This window comes from Streptomyces phaeofaciens (genome assembly GCF_014648915.1).
In the GTDB taxonomy this organism is placed as follows: Bacteria; Actinomycetota; Actinomycetes; order Streptomycetales; family Streptomycetaceae; genus Streptomyces; species Streptomyces phaeofaciens.
This window is the reverse complement of the sequence record NZ_BMSA01000013.1, coordinates 19,026-44,086: the sequence shown is the minus strand read 5'-3', so window position 1 is coordinate 44,086 and position 25,061 is coordinate 19,026. Positions and strand designations below refer to the sequence as shown.

The following is a 25,061-nucleotide window of genomic DNA, read 5'->3' as shown; positions in this document are numbered from 1 at the left end:
TGTCCCGCGGACCGGAGCCGGCCTGATCCGAACCCTCCTGGGTCGGCGGACGCGCGGTGAGCGGATCAGCAGGCGCACAGACAGAAGGGGTGCCCCGCCGGGTCCGCGTACACACGCCAGCCGCGCGAGCGGTCCTCCGTGTCCAGCGGCCGGGCGCCCAGCGCCAGCACGCCCTTCTCGGCCGTGTCCAGGTCCTCGACGGTCAGGTCCAGATGGAACTGCTGGGAGTGCTCGGGCGCGGGCCACGCGGGCGGTACGTACCCGGGGGCGGCCTGGAAGGCCAGCGACCGTCCTCCGGGCACCTCCAGGTCCACCCAGTGCTCGTCCCCCTTGACGGTGCCGCCCAGCACCTCGGAGTAGAACGCGGCGAGCGCGCGCGGGTCGGGACAGTCCAGGACGACGACGCCCAGCTCGGCGAGAGCCATGACTTTCCTCCTCGAAGGCGGTGTTACCTGCATGTGCGAGTAACCGGTAACCGTTACCCCATGCTCCCGCAGTGAAGGTAACCTCGCAAGGGGATTGCCGAACCGGGAGGTAGCGTGCGGCCATGAGTGAGAGATCGCCCGCGCCGGGAGGCCTGGCCCTGGTCGAGTCCCTGGTCAACACGCTGGACATCGAGTCGGGCGCCGACACGCTCGACACGGCGGACGGCCGGGCGCGCCTCGGGCTCACCGACGACGAGCTCCCCGCGGCCCGTGAGCTGCGCGAGTCCCTGCGCGCGGCCCTGCTGGCCCACGCCGGCCACGCCCCGCACCGCGCGGTGACCCCGCTCGGCGAACTGCTCACGGCGGCCCCGCTGCTGGTGGCCGTCGACCCGGGGGACGGCTCCGCCCGGCTCGCCCCCGCCGACCCGGGCCCCCTGCTCTCCCGGGTGTCGGCGGCCGTCGCCGAGGCGCTGGTCGCCGGCACCTGGAACCGGCTGAAGGCCTGCGAGGCCGTCACCTGCCACTGGGCGTACTACGACCGCAGTCCGGCCGGCCGGGGCCGCTGGTGCTCCATGCAGGTGTGCGGGGCCCGCGCCAAGATGCGCCGCTACCGGGCGAAGGACGAGTGATCCACAGGGAGTTCCTACGCCACGTACCGGCCCGGTGCGGCAGAATGCAGGCAGACGCCGGTTCGGCCGACTGAGCCTCGGCCGAACCGGCGTCACCCTTCTCCCGCGCGGCCGGACGTCCCGCGCGGCCGGACGTCCCGCGCGGCCGGACCTCCCTTGCGCCGCGCGGTCGGATTCCCTGTCCCGCGCGGTCGGATTCCCTGTCCCGCGCGGTCGGATTCCCTGTCCCGCGCGGTCGGATTTCCTGTCCCGCGCGGCCGGAGCCCCTACGCGGTCGGACGGCCCATCGCCCGGTACGTCCAGCCCGCCGCGCGCCACAGCGCCGGGTCGAGCGCGTTGCGCCCGTCGAGGATCAGCCGGGTCGTCGCGACGTCGCCGAGCTCCGCCGGGTCCAGCTCACGGAACTCCCGCCACTCGGTCAGGTGCAGGACGACGTCGGCGCCCCGCACGGCCTCGAGCGCCGAGTCGGCGTAGCCGAGGGTCGGGAAGACCCGGCGGGCGTTCTCCATGCCCTTCGGGTCGTAGACGGTCACCTGGCCGCCCTGAAGGTGTATCTGGCCGGCGACGTTCAGCGCGGGGGAGTCCCGGACGTCGTCGGAGTCCGGCTTGAAGGTCGCGCCGAGCACGGCGACCCGCTTGCCGAGGAACGACCCGCCGCCCAGCGCCTGCCGGGCCAGCTCCACCATCTGCCCGCGCTGGCGCATGTTGATGGAGTCGATCTCGCGCAGGAAGGTGAGCGCCTGGTCGGCGCCCAGCTCACCGGCCCGCGCCATGAAGGCCCGGATGTCCTTGGGCAGACAGCCGCCGCCGAAGCCGATCCCGGCCCGCAGGAACTTCTTGCCGATCCGGTCGTCGTACCCGATGGCCTCGGCCAGCTTCGCCACGTCGCCGTCCGCGGCCTCGCACACCTCGGCCATCGCGTTGATGAAGGAGATCTTGGTGGCGAGGAAGGAGTTCGCGGCGGTCTTCACCAGCTCCGCCGTCGGGAAGTCGGTGACCACGAACGGCGACCCCTCCCCGACCGGGGTGGCGTACACCTCGCGCAGCAGCTTCTCCGCCCGCTCGCTGCGGACCCCGACGACGATCCGGTCGGGGTGCAGGGTGTCGTCGACGGCGAAGCCCTCGCGCAGGAACTCCGGGTTCCAGGCCAGCTCGGCCGCCGCGCCGGCCGGTGCCAGTTCGGCGATCGTCGCCGCCAGCCGGTCGGCGGAGCCCACCGGTACGGTCGACTTGCCGACGACCAGCGCGGGCCGGGTCAGATGCGGGGCGAGCGAGCCGATCGCGGACTCGACGTACGACATGTCGCAGGCGTACTCGCCGTGCTTCTGCGGGGTGTTCACGCAGACGAAGTGGACGTCGCCGAACGCGCCGACCTCGGCCCAGTCCTGGGTGAAGCGCAGCCGCCCGGTGGAGCCCTCGATCCCGGCGACGTGCCGGCGCAGCAGGTCCTCAAGACCCGGCTCGTACATCGGGGTCTCGCCGCGCTCCAGCTTCTCGATCTTCTCCTTGACGACATCCAGGGCGAGTACCTCGAAACCCAGTTCGGCCATGGCCGCGGCGTGTGTGGCGCCGAGATAGCCGGTGCCGATCACGGTGATCTTGAGGCTCATGCGTGCTCCTGGGAGAATGCCGGGGGATGCGCTGCCTGAGCATAGTCGGGGCGCGTCCTGGCACGTCACCGGGCGGTTTCCCCGATGCATTTCCCCTTGTTGCCCAGCTCACGTATCACTTGCGTGGGCAGGCCCTTAAAATTTGAGTTACTTAACGGTAGTTAGCGCGCACACCCTGAGCGTTCTTGGAGCGTGAGAGACCTTGGCCGGATCGGCTGATTTCGACCTGTACCGCCCGTCCGAGGAGCACGACATGCTCCGTGACGCCATCCGTTCGCTGGCCGAGGCGAAGATCGCGCCGTACGCCGCCGCGGTGGACGAGGAGGCCCGCTTCCCGCAGGAGGCGCTGGACGCCCTCGTGGCGAGCGACCTGCACGCCGTGCACGTCCCCGAGGAGTACGGCGGCGCCGGCGCGGACGCCCTCGCCACGGTGATCGTGATCGAGGAGGTGGCCCGCGCCTGCGTGTCGTCCTCGCTGATCCCCGCGGTGAACAAGCTCGGCTCGCTCCCGGTGATCCTCTCCGGCTCCGAGGAACTGAAGAAGAAGTACCTCGCGCCGCTGGCCAAGGGCGACGGGATGTTCTCGTACTGCCTCTCCGAGCCGGACGCCGGCTCCGACGCGGCCGGTATGAAGACCAAGGCGGTCCGTGACGGCGACTTCTGGATCCTCAACGGTGTGAAGCGCTGGATCACCAACGCGGGTGTCTCCGACTACTACACGGTGATGGCCGTCACCGACCCGAGCAAGCGCTCCAAGGGCATCTCCGCCTTCGTCGTCGAGAAGTCCGACCCGGGCGTCTCCTTCGGCGCCCCGGAGAAGAAGCTCGGCATCAAGGGCTCCCCGACCCGCGAGGTCTACTTCGACAACGTCCGCATCCCCGCCGACCGCATGATCGGCGAGGAGGGCACCGGCTTCGCCACGGCCATGGCGACCCTGGACCACACCCGCATCACCATCGCCGCCCAGGCGCTCGGTGTCGCCCAGGGTGCGTTCGACTACGCCAAGGGCTATGTCCAGGAGCGCAAGCAGTTCGGCAAGCCGATCGCCGACTTCCAGGGCATCCAGTTCATGCTGGCGGACATGGCCATGAAGATCGAGGCCGCCCGCCAGCTGACCTACGCCGCCGCCGCCAAGTCCGAGCGCGGCGACAGCGACCTCACCTTCCAGGGCGCCGCCGCCAAGTGCTTCGCCTCGGACGTCGCCATGGAGGTCACCACGGACGCCGTCCAGCTCCTCGGCGGCTACGGCTACACCCGTGACTACCCGGTCGAGCGCATGATGCGCGACGCCAAGATCACGCAGATCTACGAGGGCACCAACCAGGTCCAGCGGATCGTCATGGCCCGCAACCTGCCGTAACACCGGCCCCGGCACGCCCCTCTCGCCCTCCGTCCGTCTCCCGGCCGGAGGGCGAGGTGCGTGTGGTGGACGGCGCGAGCACGGTCCACGATGGGGGAGGAGGTGCGCGATGGCCCGTGACGAAGGACTCGTGCTGCGTCTGCGGCGGCACCTGCCCGCCGCACCCCCGGCCGTGTTCCGGGCCCTGACCGCGCCGCGGGAGCTGGCCCGCTGGTGGGGCCCCGACGGCTTCACGATCCCCGACGTGACGAGCGACCTCCGGCCGGGCGGGGCCTACCGCATCACGATGCGGCCCCCGGACGGCGACGTGTTCCACCTGGCCGGCGAGTTCCTCGACATCGACCCGCCGGGGCTCCTGCGGTACACCTTCCGCTGGGAGGAACCCGACCCCGAGGACCGTGAGACGATCGTCACCCTCGCACTGCGCGCCTCGGAGGGCGCCTCGACCGAGCTGACCCTCACCCAGGACGGCTTCGCCACCGAGCGGCGCCGCGCCCTGCACGAGGAGGGCTGGACCCAGTCGTTCGCCAAGCTGGAGACGCTGCTCCCGCCCGGCTGAGCGCGGCGGCGACGCCGGTCCTCAGTGCTCGTAGCCCTCCGCGATCCGGCGCTCGCGCAGTTCCCTGATCGCCCGGCGGCGGGCCAGGCGGTGGGTGCGGCGGATCTGGGCCTCCTGGTAGCGGCGCTCGTCGCGCTCGGTCTCCGGGACCACCTGCGGGACCACCCGCGGCTTGCCGTCCGCGTCCACGGCCGCGAAGACCAGGTAGGCCGAACCGACCTGGGTGGCCGGCGCCGACTCGTTCCAGCGCTCCGCCAGCACCCGTACGCCGACCTCCATCGAGGTCCGGCCGGTCCAGTTGACCTGTGCCTTCACATGGACGAGGTCACCGACGCGGACCGGCTCCAGGAACACCATCTCGTCCATGGACGCGGTGACGGCGGGACCGCCGGAGTGGCGGCCGGCCACGGCGCCCGCGGCGTCGTCGACGAGCTTCATGATCACACCGCCGTGCACCGTGCCCAGGAGGTTGGTGTCGTTGTGGGTCATGATGTGGCTGAGGGTGGTGCGGGACGCGGATGTGGGCTTGCCCGGGATGTCCGTCGTGCCCGACTCCGCTGCGGTGACCTGGTCTGTCATGTCCTCCACCTTATGCCGAGCCGGACAAGCCGGGACTTTGTGTCAGCTTGGCAACAGCGGGGCGCTGATTTTCCGACGACCCTTGTAAGGGACACAGCCGCGCCCTGCACACTGTTCGACATGAACGATTGGCCCGAGGGATGGTCCGACGACAACCGCGGATCCCGGTACGGAAACGGCAGCGCCGCCGCACAGCCCGAGAGCGCGCGCGTCATGCGTCAGGTCCGGCGTGGCCCCGGTGCCCCGCCGCAGGGCGCCGGCGTCCCGCAGCAGCCGTCGTACGTCAACGGTCAGGGGCACGGCGACTACACCAACGCCCAGCAGGCCGGGTACGACAGCGGCTACAGCTCGGGCCAGGTCTACGGCGGCTCCGGCGGCCCGGGCGGCCCCGGCGGCCCGGGTGACGGGTACACCGGGGGCACGCGCCCCGCGCCCGACTGGCGCCGCCGGATCAAGTGGACCGCGATCACCGTCGTGACCGTGCTGGTCGTGACGGGCGTGAGCACCTACTTCTGGGCCGACGGCAAGCTCAAGCGCGAGGTCGACCTCTCCAAGGTCATCGACCGGCCCGAGGCGGGCGAGGGCACCAACTATCTGATCGTCGGCTCCGACAGCCGTGAGGGCATGTCCGCCGAGGACAAGAAGAAGCTGCACACCGGCTCCGCCGAGGGCAAGCGCACCGACTCGATGATGATCCTGCACACCGGGTCCAACGGCGACACCCTCATCTCGCTGCCGCGCGACTCGGACGTGGAGATCCCGTCCTTCGTCGGCTCCGAGTCCGGCAAGACCTACAAGGGCACCGGCCGGCACACCAAGCTCAACGCCGCCTACGCCGAGGACGGCCCCGAACTGCTCGTGCGGACCGTCGAGTTCAACACCGGCCTGCACATCGACCACTACGTCGAGATCGGCTTCGCCGGCTTCGCCAACATCGTGGACTCGGTCGGCGGCGTCGAGATAGACATCCCGCAGGACATCAAGGACACCAAGTCCGGCGCCGACTTCAAGAAGGGCAAGCAGACCCTGGACGGCGAGGAGGCCCTCGCCTTCGTCCGCACCCGCTACGCGCTGGCCGGCTCCGACCTGGACCGCACCAAGAACCAGCAGAAGTTCCTCGCCGCCCTCGCCAACCAGGTGGCCACCCCGGGCACGGTCCTCAACCCGTTCAAGCTCTACCCGACCATGAGCGCGGGCCTGGACACCCTGATCGTCGACAAGGACATGGGCCTGTACGACCTCGGCTCCATGTTCTTCGCGATGAAGGGCGTCAACAGCGGCGACGGCAAGTCGATGAACATGCCGATCTCCGGCTCCACCGGCGGCAACCTCGTCTGGGACAAGACCAAGGTGAAGCAGCTGGTCGAGCAGCTGAAGAACGACGAGAAGGTCACGGTGTCGAGTGGCTGACACCCCTGGCGGCAGACCGCCGTTCGACGCCGTCCTGTGTGACATCGACAACGTGATACGGCACTTCGACTCCACCCACCTGGAGACGCTGGAGCGCGCCGCGGGCCTGTCCGAGGGCACCACCAAGAAGGTGGCGTTCGCCCCGGAGGTCGACGGCCCGCTCCTGCTGGGCCGGATCACCGAGCAGGAGTGGGTGGAGTCCATCGCCCGCGGCCTCGCCCCCCTCGTGGACGACGAGACGGGCTGGGCCCTCGGCACCGCCCTGCTGGAGTCGCCCTTCCACGCCGACGAGGCCGTGGTGACCCTGCTGCGCCGGGCCCGGGTCCGGGTGCCGCTGGTCCTCGTCTCCAACGCCACCCTCGGCCTGGAGCGCGACCTCGACACCCTCGGCCTGGGCGAACTCGCCGACCACGTGATCAGCAGCGCCCGCGTCGGACTCGCCAAGCCCGACCCGCGCATCCTCGAACTCGCGGCGGCCCGGGCGGGCGTACGGCCCGAGCGGTGCCTCTTCGTGGACGACACCCCGGAGAACGTGGAGAGCGCGGCCGCGCTGGGCATGCGGGCCGTCCACTACCGCGAACCGGCGGACCTGGAGCGGGAGCTGGCGCCGCTCCTCGCCTGAGACCGCACACCGCGGGGGCACCCGTACGGGTGCCCCCGACGGCGTGCTGACGGCGTCACATGGTGGCGCCCGCCATCGTGCGACAGGTCTCGGCGCAGCGACGACACGCCTCGGCGCAGCGCATCATCTGGGGATCGTCCGGCATGGACATACACGCCTCGGCACACATGTCACAGGCCTTGGCGCACATCGCGCACATCTCGGTCGCCATGGGCGAGCGCCGCATCATCATGTCGGCGCACATCCGCGTCGTCTCGGAGCAGTCCATGAGCGCGCGCATGATCTGCATCTGGGCCTGGCCGCCCATCTGCATGCAGGAGCTCATGGTCTCCTCGCACACGCTGTGGCAGGACATGCACGCCTGGACGCAGTCCTGCATCTCCTTGCTCATGGCCGTCATGGATCCGGACTGGGTCATGGCTCCTCCTGGGGGGTGAGAGGGGGTCCGGGCGGGCCCCGGGCCCTGCCTGCCCTTCCGTCCTACGCCTCCCGGACCGGGCGCGCCATCCGGCGGACGCCCGCGGGTGTCACGGGCACCCCACCTCGCTGCCCCGCACCACCTCGGACTCCTTGCCCACCGGCTCCTGGACCCGGACCCTGCGGACCTCACGGAAGTCCGCCCCGGCGATCACCTTCAGGGTCGGGCCGAGGCCGGGGACGGCGCGCAGTTCACTGCCGGGCAGCGCGGCGGCCAGGGAGCGCGCGGAACGGTCCCAGCGCGGGTCGTAGGCGACGACCGTACGTTCCACGGCCTGGCCGGCCGCGTCGACCGGGCGGCGGGTGGTGCGGAAGCCGGCCGCCGCCAGGGCCGTGTCGACGCGCAGGCCGAGCCCCTTGGTCGCCGTGCCGTTCTCCACCTGCACGCTGATCCGATCCGGGGCCACCGCCACCCGCGGCCCCGCCGGCTCGTCGCGCCGGCCCGGCGCCGTCGCCAGGGGCTTGTCGTCGCGCAGGGCCCGGAAGAGACGCTCGGACCCCACCGGGTCCCACTTCAGGGTCGAGCCGATGCCCTCGACCAGGAAGCCCATCCGGCCGATCGGGACCGTCGTGAACTCCGAGGAGGACGGCGAGAAGGTGCGCATCGCCCGTCCCAGGTCGAGCAGTTCGTCCGTGCCGAACCCGCGGTCCGCCCGGACCGACCCCAGCACCGCCCGTGTCACGTCCCGGAACCTCAGCGGGTTCAGCAGGATCCCGGAGGACGTGGCCCGCTCCACCAGCGAGGCCAGGAACCGCTGCTGGCGCTTCATCCGCCCGAGGTCGGAGGAGGCGTCGGCGTGCCGGGCACGGACGTACTGGAGCGCCGCGCCACCGCGCAGCGTGTGCGTGCCGGGAGCCAGGTCCAGACCCGTGTACGTGTCCCGCAGGGGCTGCGCGGTGCAGACCTTCACACCGCCGACGACGTCCACCGTCTTCATGAAGCTGGTGAAGTCGACCTCCAGATAGTGGTCGATCTTCACATGCGTCATGCTCTCCACCGTGCGCACGGTGAGCTGCGGTCCGCCCTCCGCGTACGCCGCGTTGAGCTTGATGGGGTGCCCGTGGTGCTCCTCGCCGGTGACCTGGTCGGTGTGCGGGGGCGTCTCGGCGTAGGAGTCGCGCGGCAGACTGACCACGCTCGCCCGCTCCCGGTCCTCCGAGATGTGCACGATCATGATCGTGTCGGTGCAGTGGCAGGGAGCTCCGCCGAGCCGGAACGCGCGGCGCTCCCTCTCACTGATCCGGTCCCGGCCGTCGGTGCCGACCAGCAGCAGGTTCATGCCGTGGCCCGCCCGAGGACGGTTCTTCATGTCCTTGAAGGGGTCCACTCTGACGATGTCCGCGTCGAGGCTGGTGACCACCGAGTGGCCGATCCCGGCCGAGGCGAGGACGACGACGGAGAGCGTGGTCGCCGCCCGCATGGCCCAACGGGGGCGCCTCCTGCGTACGGGGTGTTCCGGGGGGCGCCGCGGGCGGCGCCGGGTCCGGGGCGGTGTGGTGGGCATGGGGGACACCTCCGGGCGACGGCCTGGGCGGGGAGAGCCGTGAGTACCGTAGGCCCGTACGATCTGTCGCCCGGGGCAGCGCACCCGGCGGGGCGCACCGGTGTCCCCCGTTCGCGGTAACGTGATCCCCCTATGAACGCCAAGTCCGACGTGCAGCTCCCCGCCGTGTCCGTCATCATGCCCGTCCTCAACGAGGAGCGGCATCTGCGCGGAGCCGTCCAAGCGATCCTCGCGCAGGAGTACGCCGGCGAGATGGAGGTCGTGATCGCCCTGGGTCCGTCCACGGACCGCACGGACGAGATCGCGGCCCGGCTCGTGGCAGACGACCCGCGCGTGCACACGGTCCCCAACCCGACCGGCCGCACCCCCGCCGCCCTCAACGCCGCGATCAAGGCCTCCCGCCATCCGGTCGTCGTCCGCGTCGACGGCCACGGGATCCTCTCCCCGAACTACATCGCCACCGCGGTACGGCTCCTGGAGGAGACCGGCGCGCAGAACGTCGGCGGCATCATGCACGCCGAGGGCGAGAACGACTGGGAGCACGCGGTGGCCGCCGCGATGACCTCCAGGATCGGGGTCGGCAACGCCGCCTTCCACACCGGCGGCCAGGCGGGCCCCGCCGAGACCGTGTACCTCGGTGTCTTCCGGCGGGAGGCCCTGGAGCGGCAGGACGGCTACAACGTGGAGTTCATCCGCGCCCAGGACTGGGAGCTGAACTTCCGCATCCGCGAGGCCGGCGGGCTGATCTGGTTCTCGCCCGAGCTGAAGGTGTCGTACCGGCCGCGGCCCAGCGTCAAGGCGCTCGCCAAGCAGTACAAGGACTACGGGCGTTGGCGGCACGTCGTCGCCCGCTACCACGAGGGCTCCATCAACCTGCGCTACCTCGCCCCGCCCACCGCGGTGTGCGCGATAGCCGCAGGGATCGTGGTCGGCGCCGCCCTCACCCCGCTCGGGTTCCTGATCCCCGGCGGCTACCTCGCGGCGATCGCCGCCGGGTCGGTGCCGGCCGGCAAGGGGCTGCCGCTGAAGGCACGGCTCCAGATCCCCGTCGCCCTCGCCACCATGCACATGTCGTGGGGGTTCGGCTTCCTCACCAGCCCCAAGTCGCTGGCGCGGAAGGTCATCGCCTCGCGCCGCCCGGCGGTGCTCAGCGCCCCGTGAGGCACTGAGCACCCGCATGGCTCACCGGGCCCGGTCTACCAGGTGTAGGCCGGGTCCACGTGCATGCACTGGCTTTCGTCGGCGCCGTTCATCGCCTGCGCCGAGGACGGCGTGGTGTCGTCGTCCTCCTTCTTGTCCGGCGCCTCGTACTTGGTGCCGGACCGCCAGTCCCCGCCCACGAAGAGCGTGACGCCGGAGACGTCGGTGGACTTCTTCACCTGGCCCGCCGGGATGCCGAGGACCTTCGCGACCCGCAGGGCGTCGGCCTGGAGGTCGGCGCTCGGGTAGCGGATCACCGTCGTCTCCTCGGAGGTGGCCGCGGAGGTGTCCGCGACGGCCCCCGTGAGGCCCTTGTCCTTCAGCAGCCCGGTGACCGCGGACGCGCGCCCGCTGACCGGGGCCAGCGTGCCGGTACGGGTGCTGTTGTGCACCTGCACCGCGATGTCCTCGTCCGCCACGGCCGTGTCGGTGACCGTCGGCGAGGGGCTGGCGGTGGCCTTCTTCTCGTCCTTGCCGTCCAGCGCGATGTCCTCGCGCACCAGCCGGAACAGCTTGTCGGCGTCCTCGGTGGGCACCACCCGGCCGGTGTCGTAGGTGTCGTACCGGTTGGGCATCGTCGTCATCGTGATGCGCTCGGTGGGCACCTTCTGCAACTCGTTCGCCAGGTCGTACATCTTGGTGATGGTGTCCAGGCCGTCGTCGACGGTGATCGCCTTCGTGGCCGCCTCGGCGAGCTTGCGCAGCTTGTTCGGGTTGGTCAGCTTGGCGTTGGCGCGCAGCTCGCGGACCATCGAGTTCATGTACATGTGCTGCGCCTTGGCGCGGGCGAGGTCGGTGTCGTCCTCGAAGCCGTAGCGGGTGCGCAGCCACTGGAGGGCCTGCTTGCCCTTGATGGAGGTGGTGCCCTCCTCCAGCTTCAGACCGGAGCCCTTGCCGGTGCTGGTGTGCGAGTAGACGTTGGCGTCCACGCACACCGGGACGCCGCCGATGGCGTCCGCCATCGACACCACACCGGAGAAGTCGATCATCATGAAGTGGTCGATGTGGATGTCGGTGAGCTTCTCCCAGGTGGCCACCGTGCAGCCGGCGCCGCCGCGGCCCAGGGACTCGTTCGTCATCGCCCTGCTGCTCGCCCCGTACGACTGCCCGGTGTCGGGATCCGTGCACTTGGGGATGTCGATCAGGGTGTCGCGCGGCATGCTCACCACGGACATGTTGGTGCGGTCCGCCGAGACGTGCAGCAGCATCTGGACGTCCGCGAGCGGGGTGCCGTCGAAGGTGTCCCTGGCACCGCCGAGCTTCTGGTTCTCCGCGGAGTCCCGGGCGTCCGAACCGATCAGCAGGATGTTCAGCGCGGTCTGGCCGGCAGCGTTGGCCTGGGTCTTCGCCGCACGGTCCTTGGCGTCGCCGAGGTTGAGATCGTCGCTCTTGATGTTGGCGTTGAGGTGCTGGTAGTAGAGGTATCCGGCGCCGGCCGTCCCGAGTATGACCACCGCCAGCACGCTCGCCGACCAGCGCAACGCGCGTCGACGACGGCGCCTGCGATCCGCGGAGCGGTCACCGCCGCCCTTGCCGCCGTGCCGGCCGCTGTCCTCGGGCGCGTCGCCGTCCTGCGGTGTCAGGGACATCGTGTCCTCGACCGCCGGCACCTCCGCACGCACCCCGCTTCTCCCCACCATTCCCCTGCCCCTCCCCGCCGACCTGACACGGGCCCGTCCCGCGTCCAGTCAGACGCACGACGGGCCCGAAGGGTTACCCCTCATGACCTACTTGGCACACTGGACCTTGTCCGCCGTGGACTTCTGGACCGTGTCCGGCACCTTCGTCGTCGCCGTCAGCGAGACGCCCGCGCCCTTGAAGTCCTTGCCCAGCGTGAGCGTCATCGTCGGCAGACCCTGGGAGTTCTCGACACTCTTGCCAGGCTTCAGCGCGGTGCCGGGCAGCCCCATGATGTCGGCCAGCTTGCGTGCCTGGTCCGCCTGGTCGGGGTCGTACTCCAGTGTCGTCCTGCTCAGTTCCGCCGGGGCGTTGCCCGCGTTCTCGGACTTCGTCACACCCTCATCATTCTGGAGCCAGCTGAGAGTCTCCTGTGCGCTGCCGGCCGGGGCGCCGCCGTTCATGACCTGGACCCGGATCTCCGAGGCGGCCGACTTGGTGCCCTTGAGCCGCTTCGCGGCCTCTGCCGCCGCCGCGTCCTTGGACGCCTCGGCCTTCTCCTTCACCTCGGTGAAGGAGACGTCGTCCTGCATCATCTGGAAGACGGTCGGCGCCGTCGATTCGTCGAGGACGACGGTGGCCTTGACCTTCTCCGCCGGGTTGTCGACCACCGGCACGGTGGTGAAGGTCAGGTTCTTGATGTTGAGCTTGCCCAGCTCCAGACCGAGGTCCTTGAGCTTGCCGATGCTGTCCAGCTGGGAGTCGACGGTCAGCGCCTTGGTGCCGGCCTCCGCAAGCTTGAGCATCTTGGTGGGGCTGGTGAGGGTGTCGTTCGACTTGAGCTTGCGCATCAGCGCGCTGAGGAACTGCTGCTGGATCTCGATCCGGCTCAGGTCGCCGCCGAAGCCCACCGAGTGCCGGGTGCGCACGAAGGCCAGCGCCTGCTCGCCCTCGATGGTGTGGGTGCCCTTGGACAGCTTCAGATGGGAGTCCGGGTCGTCGATGTCCTTGGCCAGACAGACCTCGACCCCGCCGACCGCCGAGGTCAGGGTCTTCACCGCGTTGAAGTCGGCCACCATGAAGTTGTCGGCCTGGATCCCGGTCAGCTCGGTGACCGTGCGCACGGTGCAGCTCGGCGTGCGCTCCTCCTGGCCCAGGCTGGTGTTGAAGCGGACGCCCTCGGTGCCCGCGATCACCTTCGTGCTGCCGTCCTCCTGCGTGGTCGGGCAGTCCGGGACGTCCACGATCAGGTCGCGCGGGATGCTCAGCGCGGTCGCGTTCGTCCGGTCCTTGGAGACGTGCAGCAGGATCGTGGTGTCCGCGTGGCCGACGCTGTTGGCGTCGCCGTAGCCCTTGTTCCCGGAGCCGGTGCGCTTGTCGGTGCCGATCAGCAGGATGTTGATCGCCTTGTCCGTGCTGAAGCCGCCGGTGCTCGCACCGTCGTCGGAGACGGACGTGATGTTGTCGTTGAGGTGCTGGAGATAGAGGTAGGCCGCACCGGCCGTACCCACCAGCACGAAGGCCATGGTCCCGCCGGTCCACAGCAGGATCTTCTTCGCCCTCGACTTCTTCTTCGCCGGCCGGCGGCCACGCCGGTTCGGCGGTTCCTCCGGCGCGCCCCGCCGACGGCGCGGCCCCGGGACCCGGCCCGGTGCCCCCTCGGGCGAGTCCGACTCCGGCTCCGGCTCCCGCTGAGGCGCCGCCGGACGGCCGCGCGCCGCGCCCTGCCCTCCGGCGCCGGCCGGGGCCTGCGCGCGGGAGGCGGCTCTACGAGGTCCGGGCACCGACGATTGCGGTGCGGAAGGACTCAGTCGCAGTTCGTATTCGCCGGTGTCCGGATTGAGTACCCACTGGTCTGCGGGGTCGATGTTGTCCGCCCGCCCACGGCCTTGCGCGTCCACGGTTGTCCGAATCCTCCGTCGGGGCCACGCGGCGCCTCTCCCCCTCAAGAGACGCTCGGGTCGTCACGCTCACTCAGTTTCACTCGGTCGCTCGGTACACGGCACCAGGACAGACCTCGCGGCCGGGTGCACCGGGTCGCTCACACTATCCGCCCGGTTCGACGTGGAGCGACGCCCGTGACAAATTCCACTTCCCTACAACCGGGCAATCCGGCGCATTTCTTTGAACTGGAGTTCGTCCTCGGCGAACGGTTTGGTAACCGCTTTACCCGCAGCTGTCCTCGGCGGCGGTGTTCCCGCGGAACGTGGGAGCGGGCGGAGTGGGTGAAACCTCGCGTGACGCCGCCCGCACCCCGTACGGACCGTGGTCGCCCGGCTCCGGGGAGCTGGTTTTCATGGGAAGTTCCTGAGAAACCACCACCGGTGTGTCGGTGCGCAGCCGTTCGAAGAGTTTTTCCGCCTCGGGCTCCACGAGTTGGTCGCGATTCGCGTTGTAGACGTACGACTCCCGAGGAACGGTCATGAATTGCACATTTTCGGTGCTGATGTCGCGCAGCCCGCGCACGAGTTCGTAGAGCCCGCGCAGACTCGCCAGATCCGGGTCGGTGGTGAGGGAGGACGTGGCCGCGTCCAGCACCGGATACAGCTTCGCCGGATTCAGCAGGACGTCCGTGCTCTGCACCTTGTTGACGAGCGCCCCGAGGAAACGCTGCTGCCGGTCCATCCGGTCGGTGTCGCTGCCGTTGCCCAGCGACTTGCGCGCCCGGACGTACGCCAGCGCCTGCTCCCCGTCGAGCGTCACCCGCCCCGCGGGCAGCCGCAGCTTGGCGGCCTTGTCCACGACCGGCGCCGTCAGGCACACCTGGACGCCGTCGACGGCGTCCACCATCTCCTTGAAGCCGCTGAAGTCGACGACCATGTGATGGTCGATGCGCACCCCGGTCAGCTTCTCCACGGTCCGGATCGTGCAGGCCGACCCGCCGGTCTCGAAGGCGTAGTTGAACATCGCGAACATCGGCTCGGTCCGGGTCCCGTCCGGTTTGAGGCAGGCCGGTACGTCCACCATCAGGTCGCGGGGCAGGGAGACGGCGGTGGCGCTGTGCCGCCCGGCGGCCAGGTGCAGCAGGATCACGGTGTCCGAGCGTTCGGTCCCCGAGTCCCGTCCGTAGGCGGCGTTGCCGTCGCCCGCGCGCGAGTCGGACCCGATCAGCAGGATGTTCTGGGCGTCCTTCACCAGTGAGGCCGGCCGCTCCTTCGCGTACCGCTCCAGCTCCGCCGCGGCCGCCTCGTCGGCGGTGATGTTCCCGTCGAGCTTGGCGTAGAGCGCCCATCCGGCGAGGCCGACCCCCGCGACGAGGAGGGTCGCCGCGGCCGCCCCGTACCGCAACCAGCGCCGCCGACGCCGGCGTATCAGCCCCCGCCCGTCGGCGGAGGCCCCCGTCCCCGGCCCGAGGGGCCGCCTCGATCCCTTGGAATCGCCCACGGCTGGATCCACCCCTCCCACGTCCGGCGGTACGAGCGGGTCGTGCTGTCCCTCCTACGACCATGGGGGGTCGGGGGCGTGGGGTGCGGGTGGGGGTGGGCCGAACGGGTGAGGACCGCGGGGGCCGGGGTCGGACCGGGGTTCGTCGCCCGGATCGGGTCGGCCGGCGTGGCGGTGCCTTCGGGGCCGGCTGTGCGGGCCGGGGCCCGCGATGGGCGGCAGGGGGTGCGGGCCGGGCCCGGTGGTGCGCGGCAGGGAAGTGTGGGCCGGGCCCTGCGGCGGGCGGCAGGATCCGGACGGCGGGTCCTGGGTCGCCCCGGTCCTGGGTCGGGCAGGGGTTGGGCCGGACAAGGGCCTGGCTCGGACAGGCCCTGGGGCGGGCAGGGCTTGGGTCGCCCGGGACCTGGGCCGGACAGGGCCCGGGTGGACAGGGCCCGGGCCGGACAGGGCCTAGCGGGCCGTCGCCGTGACCCGTTCGCTCTCGATGCGCTGGGCGAGGCCCTCCTCGGACAGCTGGTCCAGGTTCCGGCACAGGACGACCGAGCCGCCGCTCGCGAGCGGACCGTACAGCCCGGCGCTCAGCCCCTCCCAGGTGTCGTACGGCAGTCCCGACAGCAGCCGGGAGCCGGGGCCGGTCAGGCCCAGTCCCGCCGCCTCGGCGCGGGCCCGCTCCACGACCTCCGCCCCGGTGAACTCGGCCCCGGCCACGACCAGCGCGGGCGCCTCGGGGTCCACGGGCGCGTACGGCGCGAAGCGGTCCCCGTGGGTGGGGACTTCCACGGCGTAGTCGGCGTACCCCTGCGGCGGCGACGGCACGAACCGCCGGCCGAGCGGTGCGAGCGACAGCGCGTACCGGTCCCCGCGGCAGGCCAGCCCCGCGTCGAACTCCCCGGGTCCGGCCACGACGAAGTCGGCCCGCGCGGGATCTCCGCCGACGTCCGCGACCACACCGGTCGAGGCGCACGCCAGCAGCCAGACCGCCGTCTGCCAGTGCGCGGGCAGCAGCAGCGCGACCCGGTCGCCGGGCTCCGCGGAGAGTCCGTCCTGAAGGAGGTTCGAGGTCTTGGCCACCCAGTTGGCGAAGGTGGCCACGGACAGTTCGACCCGCTCGCCCGTGGCGTCGTCGTAGAAAGTCACCAGGGGGCGCGCCGGATCCGCGGCGAGCGCGGAACGCAGCAGGTCGGCAGGGGTGCGATCGGTGGCGTTCACCCGCGCAAGCGTACGCGCCGCCCCGCCGCACCTCCCACCACCGGGCCACCGGTTCGGCCGAACGCCCCGGGCCGTCGCGCCACCGGTTCGGCGGAACGCTCCCGACAGCCCGTCAACTCCCCAATGGACAGATATGTATGGCTATGTCCAGGATCGTTGGCATGCGTGGATTGCTCACTTCTTCGATCGGCGTCACGTGTGCGGCGGCTCTCGCCCTCCCCCTGACGCCGCCCGCCACCGCGGCGACGGCGCGACCGGCGCCGAGCGCGGAGGTGGCGCCCGTCGTCGCCCCCGACCTCTCAGGCAGCACCCAGTCGCTGCCCCTCACCCCACTCACCCGCGACCGTGCCCTCGGCGCCGCCGAACAGGGCGTGCCGCGCCGGGACGTGTCCCCCTTCTCGCTCCTCGGCGTCGTCTGGGACAACCCGGACGCCGAACTCCTCGGCACGGTCCAGGTCCGCACCCGCGCGGCCGGCACCGGCACCTGGTCCGGCTGGCAGGACGTCGAGACCCACTACGCCGACCATGGCGCCGACCCGGACACCGCCGAGCGCGTCTCCGGCCACGTCCGGGGGGCCACCGCCCCGCTCTGGGTGGGTGATTCCGACGGCGTCGAGGTCCGCGTCCGCCCCGACGCGGCCCGCCGCACCGAGGAGACCGGCCGGGGCATCCGCACCCGCACGACCACCGTCCCGCTCCCCGGCGGGATGCGCCTGGAACTGATCGACCCCGGGAAGGACCCGGAGTCCGCCACCGTGGCGCACGGGGACCGACCGGCCGTCGCGCGCGAGGAGACCGAGGCTTCCCGGACACCGGCCGGCGAGCCGTACGGCGGGGCGGATGACCAGTCGTACGGCAGGTCGGATGACCAGTCGTACGGCGAGTCCTACGGCGATTCGGACGGCGAGTCGTACGGAGGGTCCAACGGCGAGTCGTACGGCGGGTCGGATGACGAGTCCTACGGCGAGCCCTACGGAAGGTCCTACGGCGGGTCCTACGGCGGGTCCTACGGCGAACGGGCCGTCAGGGCCGCGATCGCCCCCTCGGCGACGCGCGCCTCCGCCGCCAACGCCCCCCTCGCCCCGCTCGGCGCGCTGGAGATCCCCGCGCTGGACCGCGCGCAGACGCGGAGCGAACTGCTCGCCCTGCGCGGAAGCGAACTGACGCAGGCGCAGCGTGCGAAGCCGTACATCGGCCCGCGCCCGCGCATCGTCACGCGCCGCGGCTGGAGCGCCGACGAGAGCCTGCGGGAGGCGGGCTTCCGCTACACGACCAAGGTGAAGGCGGCGTTCGTACACCATTCGGCCACCGGCAACTCGTACAAGTGCTCGCAGGCCCCCTCCGTCATTCGCGGTATCTACCGCTACCACGTCAGAAGCCTGGGCTGGCGGGACATCGGCTACAACTTCGTCGTCGACAAGTGCGGAACCATCTACGAAGGCCGCGCCGGTGGGGTGGCCAAGGCGGTCCTGGGCGCGCACACCCTCGGGTTCAACACCAACAGCATGGGCATCGCCGTTCTCGGCACGTTCACATCGACCAAACCGAGCTCCGCCACAGTGAAGGCGGTCGCCGGCCTGACGGCATGGAAGCTGGGTCTCTTCGGGGGTAATCCGAAAGGAAAGACATATCTGAAGTCCGCAGGTGGCAATCTCTACCCAAAGGGAAAGAACGTACGACTGAACGTGATCTCCGGCCACCGGGACGGTTTTGCCACGGAATGCCCAGGCAAGCAGCTCTACGGCAAGCTCGGCTCGGCCCGTAAGACGGCGGCCAAGTACCAAGGCCGCTGAGGCCGCCGGCCGGGGAGCACGCTCAGCGGGGGGCACATTCATCAGCCGTCGGGGGGACAGTCTCCTGGGACTGGGACGGAACACCGCACGGCCTCGAAGGCGCCACACACGGTCTGCATACACTGGCCGGCCGATAGACAGTTCGGCCGGTCCCGGCAGGAAGCAGAGACGAAGGTGACAGAAGCGATCCTCCTGGTCGGCGGCAAGGGCACCCGACTGCGCCCGCTCACGGTGCACACGCCCAAGCCCATGGTCAGGGCGGCCGGCGTGCCGTTCCTGACGCACCAGCTGGCGCGGGCCAAGGCGGCGGGGGTTGACCACATCGTCCTCGCGACGAGCTATCTGGCCGAGGTCTTCGAACCGCACTTCGGTGACGGCTCGTCGCTGGGCCTCCACATCGAGTACGTCACGGAGGACGAGCCCCTCGGCACCGGCGGCGCCATCCGCAACGTGGCGTCCCGGCTGCACTCGGGTCCCGACGACCCGGTGCTGGTCTTCAACGGCGACATCCTCACGGGCCTGGACATCAGACGCCTGGTGGCGACGCACGAGACGACGCGCGCGGACGTCTCCCTCCACCTGACGAAGGTGACGGACCCCCGGGCCTACGGCCTGGTACCCACCGACGACACGGGCAAGGTCCTCGCCTTCCTGGAGAAACCCCAGACACCCGAGGAGATCGTCACCGACCAGATCAACGCGGGCGCGTACGTGTTCCGCCGTTCGGTCATCGACACGATCCCCCTGGGCCGCCCGGTCTCGGTCGAGCGGGAGACGTTCCCCGACCTCCTGTCCGCCGGGGCCCACCTCCAGGGCATGGTGGACTCGACGTACTGGCTGGACCTGGGCACACCGGCCGCCTTCGTCCGCGGCTCGGCGGACCTCGTCCTCGGCCGGGCCCCGTCGCCCGCCGTTCCCGGCCGCTGCGGCGACCGTCTGATCCTGCCGACGGCGATCGTCGCGGCGGACGCGAAGCTGACCGGCGGCACGGTGGTCGGCGAGGGCGCGTTCGTGGCGGAGGGCGCGCGGGTCTTCGGCTCGACGATCCTGCCCGGCGCCGTCATCGAGCCCGGCGCGGTCATCACCGACTCCCTCATCGGCACCCGTGCCCGGGTCGGCGAACGCTCGGTCCTCACCGGCACGGTGATCGGCGACGGCGCGATCATCGGCCCCGACAACGAACTCCGCGAGGGTGCCCGCATCTGGTGCGACGCCCAGATCCCGGCGGGAGCGGTCCGCTTCTCCTCGGACCAGTAGCCCGCTTCCCCTCCGACCGGTGGCCCGTACGACCGGTGGCCCGGAGGGCCCTGCGTCCGAACGCCGGCGGGTCGCCCCACGACCTGACCGGCGTTCGGCACGAGGCCCGACCGGCGTTCGGCGCGAGGCCCGGCGGGCGTTCGGCGCGAGGCCCGGCGGGCGCGAGGAGAGGGCGCGCGGAGAGGCTTCTCCGCGCACGCCTCACAGCTTCCCGATGTCCCCCCGAGGCATCCGCGGCGCCCGCCGTGCCGGGACCCGCCCGCTCAGCAGGATCAACCGGGCCGCCCGATGCCGCTGCCCGGCATACGGCTCCAGCAGCTCCAGCATCGCCGCGTCGTCCGCCTCACGGTTCCCGGCCAGCGCCCACCCCACGATGCCCGGCAGATGCAGATCGCCCACCGTCACCGCGTCCGCCGCCCCATGACTGCGCTGCACCGTCTCGGCCGACGTCCACGGCCCGATCCCCGGCACCACCTCCAGCCGGGCCTGCGCCGCACCCGCCTCCAGCCCCATGGCCTCCTCCAGCCGGCCCGCGACCCGGACCGCCCGCAGAATCGTCGACGCCCGCTTGTTGTCGACCCCCGCCCGGTGCCACTCCCAGGACGGAATCAGCGCCCACGTCCGAGGCGCCGGCATCACCCACAGCCGCCCGCCCGCCGCGGGCCCCGGCGCCGGCTCCCCGAACTTCCGCACCAGCGACCGCCACGCCCGGTACGCCTCGTCCGTCGTGACCTTCTGCTCCAGAACCGACGGGATCAACGACTCCAGCACCAGCCCGGTGCGCGTCAGCCGCAACCCCGGTCGCCGATGCCGTGCCGTCGCCACCACCCGGTGCCGTGGCGCGAACGCCTCCGGATCGTCCGAGGCGCCGAGCAGATCCGGCATCCCCTCCAGCAGCCACTCCGCCCCGGGCCCCCACGCCTCGCCCCGTACGGCACCGCCGCCCGGGTCCACCGAGACCCGCAGGGTCCCGGGTCCGGTGTGCGTCAGACTGGCCCGCCACACGGACCCGTCCGGCATCGCCCGGAACGTGGGATCGGCGGGCCCCCGCCGCAGCGGCCCCAGCACCAGCCCCAGGTCGACCGGCCCCGCCGGCACCCAGGTCCGCACCCGCCCGCTCACCGCGCGAGTGGGCCGGGGCAGCCCCGCGGGCACGGCGACCTCGCCTCCGCGCACGGTCGTACGCGTGGGCCGGGGAGAGAATCGTCCTGCCACGGCTGAGGTCCTCAAAGGGTCGGGGTGTCCCTCACGTCCGGAAGGGGCCCTACGAGGGTAGGCCGAAAACCCGCCACCACGCCCGACACCTCCTGCGGCCCACGGGGCTCAGGCCGCCACGCGCAGCTCACCGCACCGCGCAGCTCACCGCACGGCGACGCGCACCTCACCGCCACACTCACCTCACCTCACCTCGCCTCACCGCACCTCGACAAAGGCCTCCACTTCCCGCTCGGGCCGGGTCCTCGGCTCCTCCGCCGCGTGTCCGACAGCCACCGCTCCCATCGGATCCCACCCCTTCGGCAGCCCCAGCACGTCCCGCACCACGTCCCGGCAGAACATCGTCGACGACACCCACGCGGAGCCCAGCCGCTCCCCGGCCAGCGCGACCAGGAAGTTCTGCACGCCCGCCCCGGCCGCGACCACGAACATCTCCCGCTCGGCCCCGTCCCGCCGCGCGTCCCCGTAGTGGTGCGAGCCGTCCATGACGAGACACGGCACCACCAGATACGGCGCGTTCCGCAGCACGTCCCCGCGCCGCACCCGCTTGGCGATCGACTCCTCGGACTTTCCGTCCCGCCGCAGATCCGCGATCCACGCGTCCCGCATCGCGTCCAGGAGCCCGGCCCGGGACTCCGCCGACTCCAGCAGCACGAACCGCCACGGCGTCGTGTGGTGCGGTGCCGGTGCCGTCACGGCCGCGGCCACCGCCCGCCGTACCGCACCGGGATCGACCGGCTCGTCGGTGAAGGCCCGCACGGTCCGCCGCTGGGTGACCGCCAGCCGCACCGCCTCCGACGTCCCGAGCCGGAACATGTCGTCGCGCGCGCCGCGCACCATGGCCCGAGCGCCGTCCCCGTCGCCCTCCGCCACCACATGCGCCAGTCCGCGCACCACGGCGACGGGCAGCCCGGCCGCCTTCCCCTTCACCAGGTCACCGGCGGCCGCCAGTTCGTCCGCCGTCGCCACGACCGTCGCGCTCAGCGGGTTGCCGTGCGCGTCCGTGCCGCCGCGCAGATCGTCCAGGACCCGCACGCCCGCGGCGCCGATCGCGACGTCCGTGAGCCCGGCGCGCCAGGGCCGGCCGGAGGTGTCGGTGACGACGACCCCGACGTCCACCCCGAGCGCGTCCCGCAGCCCGTCCCGGATGGTCCGCGCGGACGCGTCCGGGTCCTCGGGCAGCAACAGCACGGTCCCGGACGGGGTGTTGGAGGCGTCCACGCCCGCCGCCGCCATCACCAGCCCCTGCCGGTTCTCGACGATCCGCAGCGCCCCGCGCCGCGCCACGACCCGTACGGTCTCGGCGTCGATCGCGGCCTCCCGGTCGCCGGCCGTGACGATCCGCCCCTCCGCCTTGGACACGATCTTCGACGTGACCAGCAGCACGTCTCCGTCGGCGAGTGACGGCTCGGCGGCGGCGATCAGCTTGGCGAGGTCGTCCCCGCCCTGCACCTCCGGCAGCCCGGCCACGGCCCAGACCCGGTAACCGGTCTCCACGCTCATGCCCCGCGCACCTCCTCCGCCAGCGCCAGCGCCTCGCGGGCCATCCGCGCGGTCGCGTCCGGATCGCTCATCATCAGCGGTACGGCCCGGCAGCGGATCCCCGCCGCCTCGACCCGCTCCACCGACCCCGCGTCCACGGTGTCCACGAGCCAGCCGTCGAGCAGCCCCGAGCCGTAGTGCTCGGCCACCGCAGCGGCCGTCGACTCCACGCCCACCGCCGCCAGCACCTTGTCGGCCATCCCGCGCACCGGCGCGTCGCCGACGATGGGGGAGAGGCCCACCACCGGCACCCCGGCCTCGGCGATCGCCTCGCGGATGCCGGGCACGGCGAGGATCGTGCCGACGGAGACGACCGGGTTCGACGGCGGGAACAGCACGACATCCGCCTCCGCGATCGCCTCCAGCACCCCCGGCGCGGGCTTGGCCTGCTCGGCTCCGACCGGCACGATCGCCTCCGCCGGCACCGACGCCCGCAGCCGCACCCAGTACTCCTGGAAGTGGATCACCCTGCGTTCGCCGTCCAGCTCGACGGCGACATGCGTCTCGACCCGGTCGTCGCTCATCGGGATCAGCCGCACCCCGGGCTTCCACCGGTCGCACAGCGCCTCGGTCACCGCGCTCAGCGGATACCCGGCGCCGATCATCTGGGTCCGCACGATGTGCGTGGCGAAGTCCCGGTCGCCCAGCCCGAACCACTCGGGTCCGACGCCGTACGCCGCGAGCTCCTCCTTCAGATGGAAGGTCTCGTCGGCCCGGCCCCAGCCCTGCTCCTCGTTGATGCCGCCGCCGAGCGTGTACATCACCGTGTCGAGGTCGGGGCAGACCTTCAGCCCGAAGAGATGGATGTCGTCACCGGTGTTGCCGATGACCGTGATGTCCGCGTCCGGCACGGCCCGCTTCAGACCGCGCAGGAACCGGGCACCGCCGATACCGCCTGCAAGAACCACAATGCGCATGGGAGCCAGTCTCGCAGGCCGCGACGACACCTCACCGGGCGGTTGTGGGCAAGCGGCCGTCTGTGTACATCCCCGCCACCCGTACGAGTCACCCGCCCGAACACGTCACCGCCGCCCGGGGCCCGAAGCGGCCGCAGGCGCCCCCTCCTCGCTACGCGCCGACGGTGTCCAGCTCGTCGTGCGTGTCACGGGCCGCGCAGGCCATGGGGGTCCCCGGGGTCCCCGCGGCCGCGCCGACCGGGGACCGGTCGTGCATCGGCATCTCGGTCAGCCCCGGGAAGTACACGTGCAGGCTCACCGCCGGCTCCAGCGCGTCGTTGACGACCTCGTGGACGTACCCCGGCGCGAACACCCGCTGCGCGCCCGCCCCCAGGACCCGCTCGCCCCGCTCGGTGCGCTCGGTCAGCTCGCCGTCCAGGACGGTCAGCACACCGGAGGACAGGCCGTGGTCGTGCAGCCCGCTGCCCTGCCCGGGCACCCAGGACAGCAGCCACACCTCGTAGCCCGGACCGGTGCTCAGCCGGTGGTACCAGCGGCTGGCGGCGTCGTAACGGACGAGGTGTTCCCACCGGCCGCGGTCGGCGGCCAGGGAACGGGCCAGGCCGACGAACTCGGCCACGGTGACCGGGTGCTCGCGCGGCGCCTGGAGGAGGTGCGGTACTTCGAGGATGTCGCCGGCGATCTGGAGGTCGCTGTCGCTGTTCATGGGGTGCGTGGTTCCTCGGCGGAAGAAGTGGGGGGCTGGGGTTTCACGGACCGTCCGCCCGGATCGCGGGTGGAACAGAGGCGCCCTGGTGCGGGCCAAGGGGGAAACGGCAGCCGGGTCGCGGTGGACTCGGAGGCAGCCGGAGCGCGTTGGGCTCAACAGCTGGAACAGCAACAACAGCTACAGCGAGCACGGGCAGCACCGTGGGACCCGGCGGAGCGGGTCGAGGTGAGTGCCGAGTTCGCGAGCATGCCCACAAGGACACCGGTTCACACCTTCACTGTCAACTCGACGCCCGGTATGTGGGACATGGTTCACCTCATCCGGTTCATCTCCGAGACGAAAGGTTTGTTCATTCGCGGACCGGGACACATGCGGCACATGCCGGGCGCGCAAGCTTCCTGATGATCCCGTGATCCGACTGTGATCAGGTTCGCTTCCGCGCGCGTGCCGCAACGAGATCGACCCTTTGGACGTCTTCCCCCGTACGAACCGCTGTGTGGGGCCGGGGTCCACCGGGGTCGCGTCTGCGTGTCAAGGTTTATGGCGATTTGAACACTTAACGCATGGCCTTGGTTCCGCAGAGTGAATAAGGGGCCCAATAGCAGATCTCGGCTTGACTCGCCCGGAGCAGCACACTTGTAATTTCACTCGTGTCGTTCAGCCGCAATCGGTAACGGCCACGTCACGGGGACGCGAAAGACAGAGCGAGGGGCGCACATGACCGAGCTGGTGCAGCAACTGCTGGTCGACGACGCGGGCGAGGAACTCGGCTGGCAGGAGCGCGCGCTGTGCGCCCAGACCGATCCCGAGTCCTTCTTCCCCGAGAAGGGCGGCTCCACGCGCGAGGCCAAGAAGGTCTGTCTCGCCTGCGAGGTCCGCTCCGAGTGCCTCGAATACGCGCTCGCCAACGACGAGCGCTTCGGCATCTGGGGCGGTCTGTCCGAGCGGGAGCGCCGCCGGCTGAAGAAGGCGGCCGTCTGAGGCCTTTGCACGGACACAGGACGCGGCGAACGGCCCGTCGCAGGTGGGTTGTCCACAGGCG

The 25,061-nt window shown here is 71.5% G+C and carries 22 protein-coding genes; 9 read left to right on the top strand and 13 right to left on the bottom strand.

The window, feature by feature from the left end; all coding sequences use genetic code 11:
- Positions 1 to 65: 65 nt before the first annotated feature.
- Complete coding sequence (locus IE275_RS21930; protein ID WP_189713050.1) at positions 66 to 425, bottom strand: VOC family protein; 360 nt, start codon at positions 423 to 425, stop codon at positions 66 to 68.
- A gap of 122 nt (positions 426 to 547) precedes the next feature.
- Between IE275_RS21930 and IE275_RS21925 the strand changes: the two genes are divergently transcribed.
- On the top strand, positions 548 to 1,054 hold the full coding sequence (locus IE275_RS21925) for a CGNR zinc finger domain-containing protein (protein ID WP_189713049.1): 507 nt from the start codon (positions 548 to 550) through the stop codon (positions 1,052 to 1,054).
- Positions 1,055 to 1,320: 266 nt separating this feature from the next.
- Here IE275_RS21925 and IE275_RS21920 read toward each other — a convergent pair whose 3' ends face one another.
- Positions 1,321 to 2,664 (bottom strand): UDP-glucose dehydrogenase family protein, encoded by a 1,344-nt coding sequence (locus IE275_RS21920; protein ID WP_189713048.1) that lies wholly within the window; start codon positions 2,662 to 2,664, stop codon positions 1,321 to 1,323.
- 202 nt (positions 2,665 to 2,866) lie between these two features.
- Between IE275_RS21920 and IE275_RS21915 the strand changes: the two genes are divergently transcribed.
- On the top strand, positions 2,867 to 4,024 hold the full coding sequence (locus IE275_RS21915; protein ID WP_189713047.1) for an acyl-CoA dehydrogenase: 1,158 nt from the start codon (positions 2,867 to 2,869) through the stop codon (positions 4,022 to 4,024).
- Positions 4,025 to 4,133: 109 nt separating this feature from the next.
- Positions 4,134 to 4,583 carry an SRPBCC family protein gene (locus IE275_RS21910; protein ID WP_189713046.1) on the top strand — a complete coding sequence of 150 codons (450 nt, stop codon included), beginning with the start codon at positions 4,134 to 4,136 and terminating at the stop codon, positions 4,581 to 4,583.
- Positions 4,584 to 4,604: 21 nt separating this feature from the next.
- Here the strand turns inward: IE275_RS21910 and IE275_RS21905 are convergent, their stop codons facing one another.
- Positions 4,605 to 5,162 carry an acyl-CoA thioesterase gene (locus IE275_RS21905; RefSeq protein ID WP_189713045.1) on the bottom strand — a complete coding sequence of 186 codons (558 nt, stop codon included), beginning with the start codon at positions 5,160 to 5,162 and terminating at the stop codon, positions 4,605 to 4,607.
- 120 nt (positions 5,163 to 5,282) lie between these two features.
- Between IE275_RS21905 and IE275_RS21900 the strand changes: the two genes are divergently transcribed.
- On the top strand, positions 5,283 to 6,572 hold the full coding sequence (locus IE275_RS21900) for an LCP family protein (RefSeq protein ID WP_189713044.1): 1,290 nt from the start codon (positions 5,283 to 5,285) through the stop codon (positions 6,570 to 6,572).
- A complete protein-coding gene (locus tag IE275_RS21895) occupies positions 6,565 to 7,194 on the top strand; it encodes an HAD family hydrolase (RefSeq protein ID WP_189713043.1) in 630 nt (209 codons plus the stop codon). The genes IE275_RS21900 and IE275_RS21895 overlap by 8 nt, the downstream gene beginning before the upstream one ends.
- Positions 7,195 to 7,249: 55 nt before the next feature.
- Here the strand turns inward: IE275_RS21895 and IE275_RS21890 are convergent, their stop codons facing one another.
- Positions 7,250 to 7,612: a four-helix bundle copper-binding protein gene (locus IE275_RS21890; RefSeq protein ID WP_189713042.1), complete on the bottom strand. Its 363-nt coding sequence runs from the start codon at positions 7,610 to 7,612 to the stop codon at positions 7,250 to 7,252.
- Between the two features lie 109 nt (positions 7,613 to 7,721).
- Positions 7,722 to 9,176 carry an LCP family protein gene (locus IE275_RS21885; RefSeq protein WP_189713041.1) on the bottom strand — a complete coding sequence of 485 codons (1,455 nt, stop codon included), beginning with the start codon at positions 9,174 to 9,176 and terminating at the stop codon, positions 7,722 to 7,724.
- 132 nt (positions 9,177 to 9,308) lie between these two features.
- Here IE275_RS21885 and IE275_RS21880 point away from each other — a divergent pair, with 132 nt between their 5' ends.
- Entirely contained in the window at positions 9,309 to 10,337 is a 1,029-nt protein-coding gene (locus IE275_RS21880; protein ID WP_189713040.1) for a glycosyltransferase family 2 protein, read from the top strand.
- 35 nt (positions 10,338 to 10,372) lie between these two features.
- On the opposite strand, the gene IE275_RS21875 is transcribed toward IE275_RS21880, so the two are convergent.
- From IE275_RS21875 to IE275_RS21860, 4 genes are all read right to left on the bottom strand, one after another.
- Positions 10,373 to 12,016 (bottom strand): LCP family protein, encoded by a 1,644-nt coding sequence (locus tag IE275_RS21875; protein ID WP_229870439.1) that lies wholly within the window; start codon positions 12,014 to 12,016, stop codon positions 10,373 to 10,375.
- A gap of 87 nt (positions 12,017 to 12,103) precedes the next feature.
- Positions 12,104 to 13,894, bottom strand: coding sequence for an LCP family protein (locus IE275_RS21870; protein WP_189713039.1), 1,791 nt, complete (start codon positions 13,892 to 13,894; stop codon positions 12,104 to 12,106).
- Between the two features lie 265 nt (positions 13,895 to 14,159).
- Positions 14,160 to 15,377, bottom strand: a complete 1,218-nt coding sequence (locus IE275_RS21865; RefSeq protein ID WP_189713038.1) for an LCP family protein — start codon at positions 15,375 to 15,377, stop codon at positions 14,160 to 14,162.
- A 450-nt stretch (positions 15,378 to 15,827) separates the two neighbouring features.
- Entirely contained in the window at positions 15,828 to 16,586 is a 759-nt protein-coding gene (locus tag IE275_RS21860) for a TIGR03089 family protein (RefSeq protein WP_189713037.1), read from the bottom strand.
- A 161-nt stretch (positions 16,587 to 16,747) separates the two neighbouring features.
- Here IE275_RS21860 and IE275_RS21855 point away from each other — a divergent pair, with 161 nt between their 5' ends.
- Together IE275_RS21855 and manB are read left to right on the top strand one after the other, a co-directional pair.
- The gene (locus IE275_RS21855; RefSeq protein ID WP_189713036.1) at positions 16,748 to 18,379 is read left to right on the top strand and encodes a peptidoglycan recognition protein family protein; all 1,632 of its coding nucleotides are present in this window, start codon (positions 16,748 to 16,750) and stop codon (positions 18,377 to 18,379) included.
- Positions 18,380 to 18,553: 174 nt separating this feature from the next.
- The gene (gene manB, locus IE275_RS21850; RefSeq protein WP_189713035.1) at positions 18,554 to 19,636 is read left to right on the top strand and encodes a mannose-1-phosphate guanylyltransferase; all 1,083 of its coding nucleotides are present in this window, start codon (positions 18,554 to 18,556) and stop codon (positions 19,634 to 19,636) included.
- 201 nt (positions 19,637 to 19,837) lie between these two features.
- Here manB and IE275_RS21845 read toward each other — a convergent pair whose 3' ends face one another.
- The 4 genes from IE275_RS21845 to IE275_RS21830 form a co-directional block, all read right to left on the bottom strand.
- Positions 19,838 to 20,851, bottom strand: a complete 1,014-nt coding sequence (locus IE275_RS21845) for a DNA-3-methyladenine glycosylase family protein (protein ID WP_189713034.1) — start codon at positions 20,849 to 20,851, stop codon at positions 19,838 to 19,840.
- 198 nt (positions 20,852 to 21,049) lie between these two features.
- Positions 21,050 to 22,354, bottom strand: coding sequence for a coenzyme F420-0:L-glutamate ligase (locus IE275_RS21840; protein ID WP_189713033.1), 1,305 nt, complete (start codon positions 22,352 to 22,354; stop codon positions 21,050 to 21,052).
- Positions 22,351 to 23,310: a 2-phospho-L-lactate transferase gene (gene cofD, locus IE275_RS21835; RefSeq protein ID WP_189713032.1), complete on the bottom strand. Its 960-nt coding sequence runs from the start codon at positions 23,308 to 23,310 to the stop codon at positions 22,351 to 22,353. Before cofD ends, IE275_RS21840 begins: the two co-directional genes overlap by 4 nt.
- Before the next feature lie 151 nt (positions 23,311 to 23,461).
- Complete coding sequence (locus tag IE275_RS21830; RefSeq protein WP_189713031.1) at positions 23,462 to 24,016, bottom strand: cysteine dioxygenase; 555 nt, start codon at positions 24,014 to 24,016, stop codon at positions 23,462 to 23,464.
- A gap of 720 nt (positions 24,017 to 24,736) precedes the next feature.
- Between IE275_RS21830 and IE275_RS21825 the strand changes: the two genes are divergently transcribed.
- Positions 24,737 to 25,000: a WhiB family transcriptional regulator gene (locus IE275_RS21825; RefSeq protein WP_030792866.1), complete on the top strand. Its 264-nt coding sequence runs from the start codon at positions 24,737 to 24,739 to the stop codon at positions 24,998 to 25,000.
- The last annotated feature ends 61 nt before the right edge of the window (positions 25,001 to 25,061 follow it).